Origin of the sequence: Bombella apis (assembly GCF_018221685.1) — a bacterium.
Taxonomy (GTDB): domain Bacteria; phylum Pseudomonadota; class Alphaproteobacteria; order Acetobacterales; family Acetobacteraceae; genus Bombella; species Bombella apis.
The window spans coordinates 394,129-411,263 of the sequence record NZ_JAGJTM010000005.1; the positions used below are offsets into that span (position 1 = coordinate 394,129).

Genomic DNA, 17,135 nt, shown 5'->3' on the forward strand with positions numbered 1-17,135 from the left:
CGTCATACCCCCTCACCAACACGCATAAGGGGGGGACTGTCAACAGCGAAGATATGAATCAGCGCCGGATGATGCCCTTTTCCTGCAGAATCTGGCAGACACGGTCCAGCACGTCGGCTGCATCCAGATCATCCGTTACAATCTGCACGGCATCCTCGGCCGGGCGCAACGGTGCCGTCTCGCGGGAGGCGTCCTGCTGATCCCGTGCATTGATGGCCGCCACTTCCTCAGCCAGCTGGGCCGGAGACGTGCATGGCTGACCATGCCGCTGCACATAACGCCGCTGGGCCCGGACCTCTGCCGAGGCCGTAATGAAGAATTTGGCGGTGGCATCAGGAAACACGACCGTCCCGATATCACGACCATCCACCACGGCACCCCGGGCCCGCCCGAAATGACGCTGCCGCTCCAGCAGAGCTTCCCGGACCTCCGGATGCCGGGCCACGGCGGAGGCCGCCCGGTCCACCTCCGGCTCCCGCAGGTCGGTCCGGCGCATGTCCTCCGGCACGAGCTGACGGGCCTGCTCCGGCCCGTCATGAGCCGGATCGCCCCCCTGGTCCAGCACCCGGCGGGCCACGGCCCGATACAGCAGCCCCGTATCCAGATAAGGCAGCTCCAGCGTATCCGCCAGCTGGCGGGCGAGCGTGCCCTTGCCTGCGGCGGCAGGGCCATCAATAGCGATGACCGGATATTTCATGCCCCGCCGGCTCATGCCTCCACCCCCGCACCAAGACCGTTCATCAGGGATACGAAACCGGGGAAGCTGGTCTCGATGAAGGCCGTATCATCAATATGGACCGGCTTCTCAGCCGCCAGCCCCAGCACGGTGGCGCTCATGGCCAGACGGTGATCCATATGGGTCTGGACCTTCCCACCACCAGGCAGGGTTTTCTGCCCCTCGATGATCAGATCATCTCCTTCGACATGCACCTTCGCCCCATTGGCCTCCAGCAGCGCCACGGTGGCGGCCAGGCGGTCACTCTCCTTCACCCGCAGCTCGGCAAGGCCCCGCAGGCGGGATGTACCCTCCGCAAACGCACAGGCCACGGCCAGAACCGGATATTCATCAATCATGGAGGGTACCCGCACAGCTGGAACATCCACCGCCTTCAGCCGCCCCGCACGAACATGCAGGTCTCCGATGACCTCCCCCCCTTCAATCCGCTCATCACGGACCTCCAGGGACGCCCCCATTTCCTTCAGGGTTTTGAACAGGCCGGTCCGCAGTGGATTCTGGCCCACTGCCTCCACGACAATCTCCGAACCCGGCACCAGCAGGGCCGCCACGACGGGGAAAGCCGCTGATGACGGGTCCCCCGGCACCAGCACGTCCTGCGCCACGAGGCGGGCCGGGCCTTTCAGCGTGATGCGCCGTCCGGCTCCGGGCAGCTCCTCAACCTTCACCTCCGTGCCGAAATGACGCAGCATGTTCTCGGTATGATCCCGGGTCGGGGCCGGCTCTTCCACCACCGTTTCCCCCTCGCAGTTCAGCCCTGCCAGAAGGATGGCGGATTTCACCTGTGCCGAGGCCACCGGCAGGCGGTAATGCAGCGGTTTCCCCTTGCCCGTTCCTTCCACGGCCATGGGCAGCTTCTGGCCCGCACGGGTCACGAATCGTGCCCCCATCTCACCCAGCGGAACGCTGACACGCCCCATCGGGCGGCTGCGGAGGGAGGCATCACCCGTCATGATGCTCATGAAGGGATGCGTCGCCAGAACACCACTGAGCAACCGGGCTGCCGTACCGGAGTTGCCCATGTCCAGCACATCGGCAGGCTCTTTCAGCCCATCCACACCACAGCCATCGACAATCCAGCGGCCCTCTTCCCGGACGACCTTTGCCCCGAGGGCACGCATGGCCTCTGCCGTACGCAGCACGTCCTCACCTTCCAGCAGGCCGGAAATATGGGTCCGCCCTTCGGCAAGGGCGGCGAACATGAGCGCACGATGGCTGATGGACTTGTCTCCGGGAACACGGACCCGCCCGGCCAGCCCAGCCGGGGCAGAGGAGACTTTCAAGGGACGCTGTGCTGTCATAATCCTGCTTCACATCATCAAGGGTGGGATCATCCAATAGGACCAGACTACTCCATCCATCTGGAAAAGTCTGTCCCCCCATGCGGCAATTCTGCCAGCAGGAACGGACCCCGAGGCAGAGCTCCGCCTCTTCTGCCACCACATGGAGAAATATTTGACAGCGGGACATTTCGGTGGCATGGCCCAGTCACTTCTCTTTTGTGGCAACATGGGCTCCAGCATTATGGCAAAACCAGAACTCGGTCTGAAACGGACATGCGTTGACTGCAATGCACGCTTCTATGATCTCAACCGCGTACCGGCTGTCTGCCCGAAATGTGGGACAACCCAGCCCGGAAACCTCTCCCGCCTGAAGAAAGAGGACGAGCTGGCCGACGAGAAGGACAAGAATCTCGCCCAGGAAGAGCATGAGGATGATATGGACATCGACACTGGCGATGATGACGATGTCATCTCCGGTGATGATGATCTGGATGACGATGATGACATCAGCCAGGATATCGAGGTCTCGACCGACAAGGATGACCGGGACGATTCATAAAGGGCTCTCCCTGTTCTTCCCATGCAGGAGCCGCACCCCCACCCGGGTGCGGCTTTTCTGTCTGGGGATTGGCACCTGCATGGCCGGCATCGTGCAGGCCCATGCCGCAGCTCCCCGCCCAGCGACAGCAGAGGCCCTCGCACACGAGCTGGGCCAACGGGCCAGTGCCACAGCCACCCTGCAACAGCACTGCCCCCGCCCCATTACAGCCCATCTTCTGGACAGAGCGGCGCCCCCTGCCCTCCAGCGGGACGCCAGACAGGCCCTGCAGGCCTCCCCAACAACACGACTGGTCGTCCGGCACGTCCAGCTTCTCTGCGGGCGGGCAGTATGGTCAGAGGCATGGAATCTATACCTGCCCGACCGTCTGACACCAGACGCCCGCCGGAAACTGGCCGGAAGCCATGTGCCTTTCGGCCAGGCCGTTGGTGAGGCCGCCTTTTCCCGGCAGCGTCTTGGAAGCCGCTTCACAGGGCTGCCCGCAGGCGTCGTGCTGGAAAACCGGGCCATCCTCCACCGCAGGGTGGATCAGCGTGGTTTTTCCTATCTTGTTGAACGCTACAAAAAGGCGGCCCTTGAGATCAGGACGCCGCAGGCGACCAGTTCAGATGTTGCCCGCCATCAGGTGCCAGCATCTGTCCCGTGACAGATGGCAGCATCAGGAACATGCGGGCAATGGCAGCAATTTCATCCGGACCCGCACCCCGCTGAAGGGGTGTGCTGCGGCACATGCTCTCGAAATGGTCCAGAGACTGGCCTGCGGCAGGCAGGACAGGCCCCGGCCCGATGGCATTCACCCGAATGCGGGGTGCCAGCCCCAGAGCCATGCTGCGGGTCAGGCTCCATAAGGCAGAGCGGGATACGGTATAGCTGACAAAATGAGGCGTCAGATTCCAGACACGCTGGTCCAGCATGTTGAGGATCAGCCCCTCCGCTCCGTCCGGCAAGGAATCGGCCATAGCCTGGGACAGAACAAACGGAGCACGCAGGTTCGGCTCCATATGTGCATCCCAGCTTTCACGGGTCACGCCGCCCAGTTCATCCCGTTCAAAAACGGACGCATTGTTGATGAGAACGCCAACCGGCCCCAGCCTGGCCTCAACCTCCGCCAACAGGGGCAGCAGAGTAGCCTCCTCCGCCAGATCAGCCTGCACGACACAGCCATGACCATCAATCTGCCGCAGCAGGGCCTCGGCCTCATCACGGCTGTGGCGGCAATGGATGGCCACGGCAAAGCCTTCCCGGGCCAGCATCTCCACCATCGCCCGGCCGAGGCGACGGGCACCCCCCGTTACCAGCGCAACACGGGGCATATGGGGCGACAGACCAAACATGCTCACAGAACCTTCCGGGATGACATGGCGGCCGCCAGCGTGCCTTCATCCAGCACATCCAGCGCCCCGCCCATCGGCATGCCGTGACCCAGACGGCTCACCGCCACCTTGTGAGGGGCCAGTTTTTCCTGCAACCAATGGGCCGTGGTCGCACCATCCACCGTGGCTCCAAGGGCAAGAATGACCTCTTCCACCTCGCCTGACTGCACACGCTCCATGAGGCCCGTCAGATTGAGGTCTTCCGGCCCACAGCCTGAAAGGGCCGACAGCACGCCACCCAGTACCTGATACCGCCCCCGATGCATTCCGGACCGCTCCAGCGCCCAGAGGTCACCAACACTCTCCACCACACAGATGACTGATGGATCACGCTGGGGGTCTGCACAGAGCGAACAGGGTGTACAGCTGTCCAGGTTGCCGCATTGCGGGCAGGTATGGATCGACTGTGCCGCCGCCTGCATGGCAGCAATCAGGGGCTGGAGACGTGCCTCTGGTGCCTGGAGAAGCGCCAGAGCCGCCCGACGGGCCGAACGGGGGCCAAGGCCGGGCAGACGGGCCAGACGGGACATCAGGGTTTCGATTTCGGGGCTTATGCGCACGTCAGACCCTCATCCTCGCTCCGGCTTTCAGAAAGGCAGGTCCATGCCCGGCGGCAGCTGGAGACCACCGGTGACCTTCTTCATCTCCTCCCGGCTCATGGCTTCCGTTTTGCTGCGGGCATCGGCAAAGGCAGCGACGATCAGGTCCTGCATGGTCTCCATGTCTTCCGGATCAGCCAGTTTGGGGTCGATCGTGATGGACTTGAGCGCCCCCTTGCCCGTCAGGGTCAGCCGTACCAGCCCGTTGCCGGCCTCACCGTCAACCTCCGCACTCTCCAGCCTGGCCTGAACCTCTTTCATGCGGGCCTGCATCTGTGTGGCCTGCTTCATCATGCCAGCAAGATTTTTCATCACGTCACTCCTTGGTTACAGAACTGGGCCGGGGCCATGGTGACCTCTGACGGCTCAGTAAAACTCATCCTCATCAGGGTAATCGGCATCCGGCGGGGCAAATTCAAAATCAGGCGGCACGTCTTCCCCCAAAGGCACCACCGTCTCCGGCGGCAGGCCGTAATCATCCAGAGTATGATCCCGCACCTCACCAATCTGGGCATGCGGAAACCGCTGCATGATGGCCCGGACCAGCGGATGCTGCCTGGCCTTGTCCTGATGCAGGGCGATAATTTCTGCCCCCTGCTCGTCCAGCGTCGCCTCACCCTGTTCTTCGGAAGCAACCACCTGCCAGCGGCCGGGATAGAGCCTGTCCAGCAGGGCTGTCAGGGCACGGAAGGCCTGCCGCTTCTGATCCCGGTCATTTTCAGCCAGACGGAGCACGAGACGGGGCGGCTCAAACTCCACGACATGCCCCAGATGCCGCAGCGTTCCGTGGAGACGGGCTTCCTTCTGCTGCCCCACAAGCGCAACCAGCTCCCGCCAGCTTCGGGGCATGGGCGGAATGGCCTCGCCCGCACCGCCATCATCCGGCCCCGGCCCTTCATCACGGGCCGACACGGCTGTGCCATTCTCCGTGGCCAGACGCAGAGGCTGCCTCGCAGGGACCGGTTCCGGAGTAGGCCCGTCCAGCTGCGGCTTCAGGACGGTACTGCCCTGACGGACCACATCACTCCCCCCGGCCATCGTCCCAGCCCCCTGCACGAAAGCTGAAGGCCCACTTCCCTCCTGCCCCCGGGGAACGGAAGACCGGGACACGGATGAGGACACGCCCCCTGCTGGAGCCGTCCCCCCGCCATGAGCGGCAGATGAAGCGGCATTTCCCTGCGGACCGGACCGTCCCTCGGTCTGGATGGCACCGGAAGACGATGCCTCCTGCATCTGCCGGATCAGCCTATCCGGCGTGGGCAGGAGACTGGCATGACAGAGACGGATCAGCACCATCTCGGCTGCCTGCTGCCGGTCCGGAGCGGCTTCCACCTCGGCCAGCCCCTTCAGGAGCAGCTGCCAGGCCCGCCCCAGAACCGTGACCCCCACATGATCCACGATCGCCCCGCCACGGACCTTCTCCATTTCCGGCAGTTCTGGGCCGTCACGCAGTTCCGGCAGGGCCTTGATGCGGGAGAGAAGGTGCAGCACGTCCATCAGGTCCGTCAGCAGGACGCCCAGATCAGCCCCACGGGCATAAGCCCGCCCGGCAATCTCCAGCACGGGCGCCACCTGCCCGTGCAGGGCAGCCTCCAGCAGGTCGAACACCATGCCACGGTCCGCCAGCCCCAGCATGTCCGCCACGCTGGCCGTATCGGACGCTCCCTGTGCGATGGCCTGATCCAGCAGGGACAGGCCGTCACGCACGGAACCGTCAGCGGCTCTGGCAATGAGGGCCAAAGCCCCCTCTTCCAGCTCCGCCCCCTCCTTGCGGGCGATGCGGGCAAAATGCTCGGCCAGCATGGCCTGCGGCACACGCTGGAGGTCGAAACGCTGGCAGCGGGACAGCACCGTGACAGGCACCTTCCGCAGTTCGGTCGTGGCAAAGATGAAGGTGACCTGTGCCGGAGGTTCCTCCAGCGTCTTCAGCAGCGCATTGAAGGCATTGCGAGACAGCATGTGCACTTCGTCAATCACGAAGACCTTCATGCGGGCCTGCATGGGGCGGAACCGGGCGGCCTCGATAATCTCCCGCACATCATCCACGCCCGTGCGGGAGGCAGCATCCATCTCCAGCACATCAGGATGACGGTCTGCCAGAATGGCCTTGCAGTTGGGGCAGACACCGCAGGGATCAGCCGTCGGGCCACCCCTGCCATCCACGCCGGTGCAGTTCAGGGCACGGGCGATGATCCGGGCCGTGGTGGTTTTGCCCACGCCCCGCACCCCTGTCAGCATGAAGGCATGGGCCACACGGCCCACGGCAAAGGCCCGGCGCAGGATGCGGACGAGGCTCTCCTGACCGATCAGGTCATCGAATGTCTGGGGACGATATTTGCGGGCCAGAACACGGTAGGGTGCCTTCTGTTCCGAAGGAACGGCATCCGCTGGGGCAGCATCGGAGAAAAAACCGGCTCCGCCTTCGGGTGGGAGGGGAATGTCTTCTTCGCTCACGGCTGCAACGTGCCTCCCACAGCTTTCATCGTCTGGAAAGGACGCCCCGGAGGCACACGGGCCTGCACGGCAATCGGAGGAGACCGGACACCCGACCCGACACGAGCCCACTACGGCTGCTCCCTTCCGGGCCTGACCGGGTTCGCAGGTCAGCCGCCCGGGGCCGATCTCCCAAGCGGGCTTCTAGCACAGGAACAGGGGGGGCAGGCAAGCCCTTACTTTCCACCACACCCCATGCCCTTTCAGGGGGCGACAGCCGCACCACCGGGATGCCGGGGGTCCGCCACGCCATAGAACGGGCCGATCCCCTTCCGGGCCGGGTCCTGACCATCCAGCCGGGGCCCCCCGACCAGAATCGCCTCCGTGATGCCCCACGGACGATGGGGGATGAAATGGTACCCTTCCTGTTCCAGCGTCTTCTGCACGTCCGGACTCAGGGCGCCCGTCTCCATCTCCACATCATCGGGCTTCCACTGCTCATGCAGGCGGGGCAGATCGACCGCCTGTGCCAGGTCCAGCCCATAATCCACCACGCCCAGCAGGCTGGACAGCACGATGGTAGGAATGCGGGAGCCGCCGGGGCTGCCTGTGACCATCACGACATGCCCGTTCCGGCTCACGATCGTCGGGGACATGGATGACAGGGGCGTCTTGCCCGGCGCAATGGCATTGGCCACAGAACCGACAATGCCGAACATGTTCGGCTCTCCCGGCTTGATGGAGAAATCGTCCATCTCGTCATTCATCCAGATGCCGGTGCGCCCCCCCATGACGCCCGCTCCAAACCAGCCATTGAGCGTATAGGTGGTGGACACCGCCATACCATGGGAATCGATCGTGGAAAAATGGGTCGTCTCGTGCTTCTCCACGGCCGGGCCGGAAGTCGGCACGCTCCTGCCGGGGGCCGGACGCCCGACCTGAAGCGTATCGGATGGCACGGCCCTGTCCCTGGGCAATGCGGCCCGTATCTGCCCGGCGTAAGTGGGGTTGAGGAAATAGGAAACCGGATTGACGACAAAGGCCGGATCACCAAGGTCCCGCCTGTCGGAATAGGCATGACGCATGGCCTCCAGCTCCAGCTGGACGGCAGGCGCACTGTGCAGGCCAAGGCGACCCATGTCATACCCGGACAGAATGTTCAGCACCTCGCACAGGGCCACGCCACCACCGCTTGGCGGAGGTGCCGTCTCGATCTGATAGCCACGATACTGGCAGGTGACCGGCTCCATGAAGCGTGGCTTATAGGCACGAAAATCCGCTTCCGTCAGGAACCCGCCACCCAGACGGGAGGCCCGGAGGATTTCCGAGGCTATGGGGCCACGATAAAAGGCATCACTGCCATCCCTGGCGATCAGTTCCAGCGACCGGGCCAGACCGGGCTGGACCAGCCTGTCCCCCACGGCCAGCTCCGTCCCGTCAGGCCGCAGGAAAATGCTACGGGCATACTCATCCTGCCGGAAATAGTCGGTGGACGTGTGCAGAAGCTCCACGTCACCTTCTTCCAGAACGAAACCGTCCCGGGCCAGGGCGATGGCCGGGGCCATGTCCTTCGCCCGGCTCAGCCGTCCCCAGCGTTTCCGCACGGCCTCCAGCCCGGCGACCGTCCCCGGTACGGCCACGGCCTTCCAGCCCACCGTGGAAAGACCCGGTTTCACCCGGCCTTCTTCATCCAGATACATGGCAGGCTGGGAACGCAGGGGTGCATGTTCCCGGAAGTCGATGAATACCGCAGGACCATGCGGGGGGCGCAGGGTCATGAAGCCACCACCGCCCAGATTGCCCGCCGCTGGATAGACCACGGCCAGCGCATAGCCGACGGCCACGGCAGCATCGGCGGCATTGCCGCCCTCACGCAGAATCCGTGCCCCTGCCTCGGAGGCCAGATGCTGGGCAGAGACGACCATGCCCGTCTCCCCCTTCACCAGCGTGCCGGGGCGGGTGGTGTCCGGCCCATAGGCCAGCGGGTCATGTGCTGCACTCAGCGTCTCGGCCTGGGACAGGGCCACGCTGCCCAGCACCATGCTCCCCAGAGCCAGCCGGGCAGCCAGTTTACGCAATGCCATCATGACGGGCTTCCTTGTCCACGAAACAGATTTCAGAGGGCGTAAGGCGGTTTCGTATAACCACGGGGCGACAGGGTGAAGATTTCATACCCGTCTTCCGTCACACCCAGCTGATGCTCGAACTGGGCGGACAGGGAGCGGTCCCGTGTCACGGCCGTCCAGTCATCGGCCAGCACTTTCACGTCCGGGCGGCCAAGATTGAGCATCGGCTCGATGGTGAAGACCATGCCCGCTTTCAGTATCGTACCCTGGCCGGGCCGGCCATAATGCAGGACGCTTGGCGCCTCATGGAAGTTGCGGCCAATCCCATGCCCGCAGAAATCCCGCACCACGCCAAGGCGGTGCTTCTCCGCAAAGCTCTGGATGGCATGACCGATATCGCCCAGCGTGGCCCCGGGCCGCACCTGCTCGATCCCCAGCATGAGCGCCTGATAGGTCAGGTCGATGAGCTTCTCGGCCTTGCGGGGCGGCTTGCCCACGACATACATGCGGGACGTGTCGCCATACCAGCCATTCAGGATGGAAGTGACGTCAATGTTGAGGATGTCCCCCTCCTGAAGGCGTCTGTCACCGGGAATCCCGTGGCAGACAACATGATTGAGGGAAATGCAGCAGGATTTCGGGAAACCGTGATAGTTGAGCGGGGCTGGCGTTGCGCCATGCTCCAGCGTGTATTCATGTACAATCCTGTCCAGCTCACCTGTCGTGATGCCGGGACGTACATGCTCGGTGATCATGTCCAGCGTGGCGGCGGCCAGCTGCCCGGCTGCCTTGAGATGCCTGAAATCGTCCGTCGTGTAATGCTGGATGCTGCGCCCGTCCTGAGAAGACATGAAGTATCGTAATCCCTGTTCTTGTTCTGTGATGTGCTGTCGGCTCGACCATGATGTCGGAACTGCCCGCAGAATGCGCCCTGCCCTGCCCCAGTGCAAGACCCTCTCAGACACGGCCAAGTGACCGCCCCCTCAGCTGCCAGAAGCGGAACAGCCTGCCAGACAGAAAAAAGCCCCTCCGGCCATGGGGTCGGAGGGGCTTCCGGCTGTAGCCTCAGGAGCGATGATGCCCCCGGCGTGAGGCCCATGAATGATGCAGCCCCCGTGGAGCGCCGTGAGACCGGTAAGTGACCAGCACGACTCCCCGCCGCAGATGGGAACGGTGCGCCACCCGGCTGCCACCATGCCGGGCCAGGGCGTAATAATGACCCGGCTGCTTGAGCAGCGGCAGCGGGGCCTGCCCGGAAGCGGAAAAACCATCATCCAGCAGGGAAATCATTGTCTGGTTCCGGCTTTCATTGCTGGAAGCCCCCAGCACGACGCCAATCAGCCGCACCTGCCCCTGCTGGGCAGAGCTGACAAGATTGTGCCCTGCCAGATCGGTATAACCGGTCTTGAAACCATCTGCCCCCTGATACACCCCAAGGAGCGGGTCGTGGTTGGGGATCATGTGACGGCGGAACGGAAATTCACGCACGCCGAAATAATGGTAATACTGGGGGAAATCCCGCATCAGGGCCCGTGCCAGCACGGACAGGTCCCGGGCCGTGGTGACCTGATCCGGGTCGGGCAGGCCGGAGGCATTGCGAAATGTCGTATGGGCCATGCCGAGCCGCCGGGCCTGATAGGTCATCAGTGCGGCGAAGCGGGTCTCATCCCCACCCCCCAGGTACTCGCCCAGCACGCAGGCCGCATCATTGGCAGACTTGGTGACAAGGGCCAGAATGGCCTGCTCCACCGCCAGATGCGTCCCCGGGCGCATACCCAGTTTCGATGGGGCCTGCATGGAGGCATGAATGGAAACCGGCATGCTGTCCTGAAGGGTGATGCTGCCCCGCTCCAGTGCCTGGAAGGTCATGTACAGCGTCATCATCTTTGTCAGGGAAGCGGGATAACGCTGGAGGTCGGCATCCGACTCGGACAGGACGGCTCCTGTCCGGGCATCAATGACCAGGGACGATACATGTCCGGCAAACTGCGCCCGTGCCGTACCGGAGAAAGCAGCCAGGGCGACCACACACGAAAACAGGGTACGACTGAAAAACGGGCGCATCAGAAGGAATCATCCCTAGTTTGTCTGGAATCCATAAAAACCGTGCAACTCTAGTCTTCAGTACCTGAGAATGTCCAGATTTTTCCACCAGACATGCCAGATATCCTCCCGGCCCATAAAGTTGAAAAAACGTTTTCACCACAACCCTGTTATGAACCAGAAAGGCAGCAGGCAGCATGACCGGCAGAAAAACGCCATATGCCTCTGTATCATGATGGGGCCAACGCCATCCCGTCAGAGCATCACACCATGCCCTTCGTGCATTTTCCTGATACAAGAAATAAGTCATATTTACCAACCAGTTCAGGAGCGTCCCCCATGCAGCACAGGCCACATGCCATGACATATGGGCTTCCCATGGCCTCTGCCATAGACGATACCGGCATGGCCCTGCCTGTCCACGCTGCCCGGGAAGACACACTGACATCCCGCAAGACGGATATCGCCTACCCCTCCATGTACAATGTCATCCTGCTGAATGATGACTACACCCCCATGGATTTCGTGGTGTTCGTGCTGGAACAGTTCTTTGACAAATCCCCCGCAGAAGCACAGGCTATCATGCTGGAAGTCCACAACCGGGGCAGCGGAGTCTGCGGGATTTTCACCTATGAAATTGCAGAAACGAAGGTCGGACAGGTCATGGACCTTGCCCAGAAGAACCAGCACCCTCTCCAGTGCACCCTTGAGAAAGCCTGAGGCCATCGCCACTTGATATCCTGACAGATTTCTGTACCGCCGCTTCATCATTCTGACATTCCTTCATGGCACAAGGAGCGCCTATGTTGTCCTCCACACTTGAACAGACGCTTCAGCGTGCGCTCCTCCTTGCGGGTCAGAATCACCACGAATTCATCACACTGGAACATCTCCTCTTTGCTCTCTGTGATGACCGTGATGCCATGGCGATCTTTTCAGCATGCCGGATCGACCTTGAGCTGCTCCGGCAGGATGTCGACCATTTTCTCCTGCATGAGCAGCAGGCCATCATCCGCCCCGAGCTGGACGATGCCCCCCAGCCGACAGCCGCCTTCCAGAGGGTGATCCAGCGGGCGGCAGTCCATATCCAGAGTGCAGGCCAGGCCATCATGACAGGAGCCCATGTACTGGTCTCCATGTTCGCCGAGAAAGAAAGTCACGCCGTTTTCTTCCTCCAGCAGCGGGGCCTGACACGGCTGAATGCCATCCATGCCATGCGGCATGACGACGTGGCAGACATCCCGCCGCAGACTGGCCAGACCGGCCGCAGGACTAGGGCCTCCCGCAAGGATGGTGGGGAAAACAGCGAACCTGCCGAGGCCGACCAGAAAGAGGCCCTCCAGACCTACTGCACGGACCTCAACGAGCGGGCCCGCCGTGATGGAATCGACCCGCTCATCGGTCGGGAAAAGGAAGTGGAGCGGGTTGTCCAGATCCTCTGCCGCCGGACAAAGAACAACCCCCTGCTGGTTGGTGATCCCGGTGTTGGCAAGACCGCCATTGCCGAAGGGCTGGCCCAGAGAATCGTGAAAGGCCAGGTGCCCGCCATCCTGGCTGATGCCCGACTGTACAGCCTGGACCTCGGTGCCCTGCTGGCCGGTACACGCTACCGTGGCGATTTTGAAGAACGCCTGAAGACCATCATGAGCGAACTGGAGCAGAAGCCGGGCAGCCTGCTCTTCATTGATGAAATCCACATGCTCATCGGGGCGGGCGCCACGACCAATGGCTCCATGGATGCCTCCAACCTGCTAAAACCGGCTCTGGCAACCGGGAAGCTGCATTGCATCGGCTCCACCACCTATCAGGAATATCGGCAGCATTTCGAGAAGGACCACGCCCTGACACGGCGTTTCCAGAAGATTGATGTCACCGAACCCTCACAGACCGACACGATCCGCATCCTGCGGGGCCTGAAGGAACGGTATGAGGAGCATCACGACATCCGTTTCACAGACCCGGCCATCCGCAGTGCTGTGGAGCTGTCGGTCCGATACATCCATGACCGGAAACTGCCTGACAAAGCCATCGACATCATCGATGAGGCCGGCGCCGCCTGCCGCCTCCTGCCCAGCAGCCGCAGACGGCGCACGGTTGGTGTTCGAGACATCGAAGCAACTGTGGCACGCATCGCCCATATCCCGCCCCGTCATCTCTCCGCAGATGACAGGACTTCCATCCGCCATCTGCCCGCCGACCTCCGCAAGGCCGTCTTCGGCCAGGATGAAGCACTGGATGCCCTCTCCTCAGCCGTCATGCTCTCCCGGGCCGGGCTGCGGGATACGGAAAAAACTATTGGCAGCTATCTCTTCTCCGGTCCAACAGGTGTTGGCAAGACGGAGGCAGCACGGCAGCTCGCCCAATCCCTGGGGATCAGGCTGATCCGTTTCGACATGTCAGAATATATGGAGGCCCATTCCATTTCCCGGCTGATCGGTACGCCGCCCGGCTATGTAGGCTTTGAACAGGGAGGCCTCCTGACCAGCGCCATAGACCAGACACCCCATGCCGTCCTGCTTCTGGATGAAATTGAAAAAGCCCACCCAGACCTTTTCAACATCCTGCTTCAGGTCATGGATCATGGCAAGCTGACAGACAATACCGGCAAGACGGTGGATTTCCGCAATGTCATCCTCATCATGACCAGCAATGCCGGAGCCAGTGATCTTTCCAAAGAAGCCATCGGCTTTGCACGCACTGCCCGCTCCGGTGATGACGAGGAAGCCATCAAGCGGCTTTTCTCACCCGAATTCCGTAACCGGCTGGATGCCATCATCCCCTTCGCCCCGCTGACACCCGCTGTGGTGGCCCACGTCGTAGAGAAATTCCTTGCCCAGCTGACCACCATGCTGGCGGCCAAAAACGTCTCCCTACACCTCACCGCCGGTGCCCGGGCATGGCTGGCTGAACGGGGTTACGACCGGACGAATGGAGCCCGCCCGCTGGGCCGCCTGATCCAGAACCACATCAAGAAACCATTGGCCGAGGAAATTCTCTTTGGCAGGCTGACAGATGGGGGAACCGTCAAAATCGGGGCACGTGATGGCCAGCTGACCTTCACCATCTCCGCTGCGCCTGCGGCACCATCAGACAGAAAGGGCCGCAAACGGGCAGGAACACTCACCCCGGCCTGACACCAGGGTGGGCCGGTCTTCAATCGTAACGCTGACCGTTCACGCTGACATAGCCCGGCCACGGCCAGTGACGGCCCGTGCCATGATGGGTCCAGTCCAACCCCTGACGGCCAGGCCCATCATAATAATACCGCCCCTGCACCTCGACCTGGTCTCCGGTCTTCACCCATGGCCATGACGGGGCCTTCATCTCATCCAGATTGGACACCACACGGATGGGCTGGCCGCCCGCAACGGACATCAGAAAATAACCATGCATCCCGCTTCGGCTGCGACGGGCCCGGAAGACCTTCACAACGGTTCCGCAGACATGCTCCGGCAGGTCCAGATGCTGCCCATAGGGTACCTGCCGATGGGCAAACTGCTGGGCGTATCCTGCCTGATCCTTTACAAACCGGGCATTGTCACACTGTGCCGGCATGGTGGCTTCTGCCTTTGCCGGATGGCTCAGGGCCATCACACCAGCCAGAGCCGCAAGCATGCCTGCCCTCATCATGACGGGATGAAAAAACCGCATATCTTCTCCTTTTCCTCCCCCTTCCCCCACGGGCGAGGCAGGAGTATCCTTGGAATGTTTCATCATTACTGGAACAATTGCCAGACATGATGCCCATTCATTACCGGATGACCCCTTAACGGCTCAACCATATTCGTGGCCGGGCGTTCCACCACCACCTTACCGTCAGGGAGGGAAAAACCATGCCTCTACATCACCTGAAAACGCTCCGTGACCGACTGAAAACCAGCCGGGCTGGAGCTGGGGAAACGCCTGTCACCTTTGCTGACAGCAACCCGGTTTTCGAGATCGTGGCCCTCGGTGTGCGGAGTGGTGTTGCAGATGGCAATCTGTCCTCCTACCTGATCCGCCCTCTGGGCACGAATGAGGCCGTCATCTGCGATGCAGGCACTCTGGGGCACGGGCTGAAACGGGCCGAGGCCCGAGGTGTCCTGAATGACATTCCCATCATGCCCGATTCCGCCCTTGGCCGGGCCGGTCATGTGCTGAAACAGACGGTCCGGGCCTATCTCATCAGTCATACCCATCTGGACCATGTAGCCGGATTGGTCCTCTCCTCTCCCGAGGACACAGCAAAACCCATCTACGCCCTGCCGCAGACCAATGCCATCCTGTCAGACCATCTCTTCAATGGCCGTGTCTGGGGAGCCATGGGGGATAGAGGGCCGGAGCCCCATATCGGAAAATATACCTACAAAGACATGCACCCTGGCAAAAGCCAGACCATTGAAGGCAGTGGGCTGACCATCACAGCGTGGCCGCTCAGCCATGCCAGTACAACATCCACGGCTTTTCTGATCCAGCATCACGGGCGGGCTATCCTCTATATGGGCGACACACAGGCCGATCAGCCTGACGGGCCACAAAACCTGCACGAGCTCTGGGAGGCCATCGCACCACTGGTTCGGGATAAAAAACTCCATACCATCATCATGGGTGTGACCTATCCAGATGAGCAGCCAGATAACGCCCTGTGCGGCCAGCTCCGCCCGAAAGACCTTCTGCAGAGCCTGCGTGACCTCGGCCATGTCTGTGGAGGACGCCATCATATCCGTGGATTGCGGGTCCTCGTCGGCCATGTGAAGGAAACCTTTCATGAAGGCGGCAACCTCGTCCGGCATCTCTACCGGGAGCTACAGGATGGCAATGACATTGGCATCCACTTCATGATGGCAGAACAGAGCGCACGCTACCTTGTCTGACGGGTATCGTTCCAACAACCAAATGAAAAGACGGGCCTTCCTCACCGGCCTTGGTGTGGGAGGCCTGACTTTTTCAGGCCCGGCTCTGGCGAAGATAACCGGGCCCCATCATACACGACATGAGCACCGGTCCCATCACTGCGAGACCGCCCCTACCGTCATGCCTTCTGACGCACCACCTCTCAGCGCTCTGTCAGATACGACCCGCCAACAGATTTCCCGGCTCGTCCATATCGCTCCGCACAGATCACGGCAGGAGCGCATCGTCCTGATCTCACAGGCCATGAAGGGCACGCCCTATCTGGCCCAGCCGCTCATTGGCTCTGCCACCACACCAGAAGAGCTTGTTCTTTCGTGGCGGGGTGTAAACTGCATGACATTCGTGGAAATTGTTCTGGCTGCCAGCATGAGCCTTACTGTGGAACAGTTCATCCATGCACTAATCGCCACACGATACAGCCACCATCATGTCAGCTTTAGGGAACGGCGGCACTTCCTGAGTGACTGGCTACATGGGGCGCCTATTCTCTGCCGTGACCTTGGCCCCTGTTTTCCCTATGCGCAGACAGTAGAGAAAACACTGAACCTGAAACTTCCTTCGCCGGATAACGGGCATGATACATCCAGTCCGACTACGGATCGTTATGTGCCGGGTCTTCCTGTGAAAAGACGCCACATTACCTATCTGCCCACACGCCCTTTTCTTGACGATCTACAGGCCGGTGGTGTTCGCAGGATTGTAAAAACAGGCGATGTTATCGGTATTTACAGCCCATTGGCAGGGCTGGATGTTTTCCACATAGGCTTGGCAATCTGGCAGAACCACAGCCTGTACTTCCGCAACGCCTCATCCCTGCCGGAACATCGTTATGTTGTGGATACACCCCTAGACCACTATCTCCAGCAACGCCGAGGAGTCGTCCTATACCGACCTATGCAAAGGAATGGAGAATAACCCACGGGAGGACCATGGCTATCTGGTTATTTCTGATTTTGTGGGTATGGATGCGGGGGTAGGATTTGAACCTACGACCTTCAGGTTATGAGCCTGACGAGCTACCGGGCTGCTCCACCCCGCGTTGGTGGGTGGTTTTTATGGGGGTGGGTGAGCGAGGGGACCTGGCGGCGACCGACTTTTCCGCTCCTTAAGGAGCAGTATCATAGGCGCTGGAGGCTTTAACGGCCGAGTT

16 protein-coding genes, 1 tRNA gene and 1 other RNA gene are annotated in these 17,135 nt (G+C 61.7%); 6 read left to right on the top strand and 12 right to left on the bottom strand.

Features of this window, described 5'->3' with window-relative positions; all coding sequences use genetic code 11:
- Positions 1-58 precede the first annotated feature (58 nt).
- Together J8Z04_RS08905 and aroA are read right to left on the bottom strand one after the other, a co-directional pair.
- Positions 59-712 carry a (d)CMP kinase gene (locus tag J8Z04_RS08905; RefSeq protein ID WP_181005183.1) on the bottom strand — a complete coding sequence of 218 codons (654 nt, stop codon included), beginning with the start codon at positions 710-712 and terminating at the stop codon, positions 59-61.
- Positions 709-2,037, bottom strand: coding sequence for a 3-phosphoshikimate 1-carboxyvinyltransferase (aroA, locus tag J8Z04_RS08910; RefSeq protein WP_192848368.1), 1,329 nt, complete (start codon positions 2,035-2,037; stop codon positions 709-711). Before aroA ends, J8Z04_RS08905 begins: the two co-directional genes overlap by 4 nt.
- Before the next feature lie 223 nt (positions 2,038-2,260).
- Between aroA and J8Z04_RS08915 the strand changes: the two genes are divergently transcribed.
- Positions 2,261-2,578 (top strand): TIGR02300 family protein, encoded by a 318-nt coding sequence (locus J8Z04_RS08915; RefSeq protein ID WP_043558425.1) that lies wholly within the window; start codon positions 2,261-2,263, stop codon positions 2,576-2,578.
- Entirely contained in the window at positions 2,559-3,224 is a 666-nt protein-coding gene (locus J8Z04_RS08920; RefSeq protein WP_212125627.1) for a hypothetical protein, read from the top strand. The genes J8Z04_RS08915 and J8Z04_RS08920 overlap by 20 nt, the downstream gene beginning before the upstream one ends.
- Here J8Z04_RS08920 and J8Z04_RS08925 read toward each other — a convergent pair.
- From J8Z04_RS08925 to J8Z04_RS08960, 8 genes are all read right to left on the bottom strand, one after another.
- Positions 3,160-3,912, bottom strand: a complete 753-nt coding sequence (locus J8Z04_RS08925) for an SDR family oxidoreductase (protein ID WP_086431339.1) — start codon at positions 3,910-3,912, stop codon at positions 3,160-3,162. The two genes, J8Z04_RS08920 and J8Z04_RS08925, sit on opposite strands and share 65 nt — an antisense overlap.
- A gap of 2 nt (positions 3,913-3,914) precedes the next feature.
- Positions 3,915-4,481, bottom strand: a complete 567-nt coding sequence (recR, locus tag J8Z04_RS08930; RefSeq protein ID WP_043557970.1) for a recombination mediator RecR — start codon at positions 4,479-4,481, stop codon at positions 3,915-3,917.
- A 57-nt stretch (positions 4,482-4,538) separates the two neighbouring features.
- Positions 4,539-4,862, bottom strand: a complete 324-nt coding sequence (locus J8Z04_RS08935; RefSeq protein WP_043557969.1) for a YbaB/EbfC family nucleoid-associated protein — start codon at positions 4,860-4,862, stop codon at positions 4,539-4,541.
- 54 nt (positions 4,863-4,916) lie between these two features.
- On the bottom strand, positions 4,917-7,004 hold the full coding sequence (locus J8Z04_RS08940) for a DNA polymerase III subunit gamma/tau (protein WP_192848366.1): 2,088 nt from the start codon (positions 7,002-7,004) through the stop codon (positions 4,917-4,919).
- 75 nt (positions 7,005-7,079) lie between these two features.
- Positions 7,080-7,176, bottom strand: an RNA gene (gene ffs / locus J8Z04_RS08945) — signal recognition particle sRNA small type.
- Positions 7,177-7,246: 70 nt separating this feature from the next.
- Positions 7,247-9,070 (bottom strand): gamma-glutamyltransferase, encoded by a 1,824-nt coding sequence (ggt, locus tag J8Z04_RS08950; RefSeq protein ID WP_192848365.1) that lies wholly within the window; start codon positions 9,068-9,070, stop codon positions 7,247-7,249.
- Between the two features lie 29 nt (positions 9,071-9,099).
- Positions 9,100-9,900, bottom strand: a complete 801-nt coding sequence (gene map, locus J8Z04_RS08955) for a type I methionyl aminopeptidase (RefSeq protein WP_043557966.1) — start codon at positions 9,898-9,900, stop codon at positions 9,100-9,102.
- 214 nt (positions 9,901-10,114) lie between these two features.
- Complete coding sequence (locus J8Z04_RS08960; protein ID WP_052348884.1) at positions 10,115-11,113, bottom strand: D-alanyl-D-alanine carboxypeptidase family protein; 999 nt, start codon at positions 11,111-11,113, stop codon at positions 10,115-10,117.
- A gap of 318 nt (positions 11,114-11,431) precedes the next feature.
- On the opposite strand from J8Z04_RS08960, the gene clpS reads away from it, so the two are divergent.
- Together clpS and clpA are read left to right on the top strand one after the other, a co-directional pair.
- Positions 11,432-11,812, top strand: a complete 381-nt coding sequence (gene clpS / locus J8Z04_RS08965; RefSeq protein WP_227431527.1) for an ATP-dependent Clp protease adapter ClpS — start codon at positions 11,432-11,434, stop codon at positions 11,810-11,812.
- Positions 11,813-11,895: 83 nt separating this feature from the next.
- A complete protein-coding gene (clpA, locus tag J8Z04_RS08970) occupies positions 11,896-14,226 on the top strand; it encodes an ATP-dependent Clp protease ATP-binding subunit ClpA (RefSeq protein ID WP_043557965.1) in 2,331 nt (776 codons plus the stop codon).
- A gap of 19 nt (positions 14,227-14,245) precedes the next feature.
- Here the strand turns inward: clpA and J8Z04_RS08975 are convergent, their stop codons facing one another.
- Positions 14,246-14,743: a DUF3465 domain-containing protein gene (locus J8Z04_RS08975; protein ID WP_154981118.1), complete on the bottom strand. Its 498-nt coding sequence runs from the start codon at positions 14,741-14,743 to the stop codon at positions 14,246-14,248.
- Positions 14,744-14,925: 182 nt separating this feature from the next.
- Here J8Z04_RS08975 and J8Z04_RS08980 point away from each other — a divergent pair, with 182 nt between their 5' ends.
- Together J8Z04_RS08980 and J8Z04_RS08985 are read left to right on the top strand one after the other, a co-directional pair.
- On the top strand, positions 14,926-15,945 hold the full coding sequence (locus J8Z04_RS08980; protein WP_192848364.1) for an MBL fold metallo-hydrolase: 1,020 nt from the start codon (positions 14,926-14,928) through the stop codon (positions 15,943-15,945).
- A 160-nt stretch (positions 15,946-16,105) separates the two neighbouring features.
- Entirely contained in the window at positions 16,106-16,900 is a 795-nt protein-coding gene (locus J8Z04_RS08985) for an N-acetylmuramoyl-L-alanine amidase-like domain-containing protein (protein ID WP_192848363.1), read from the top strand.
- Between the two features lie 47 nt (positions 16,901-16,947).
- On the opposite strand, the gene J8Z04_RS08990 is transcribed toward J8Z04_RS08985, so the two are convergent.
- Positions 16,948-17,024: transfer RNA gene (locus tag J8Z04_RS08990), tRNA-Met, on the bottom strand.
- Between the last annotated feature and the right edge of the window lie 111 nt (positions 17,025-17,135).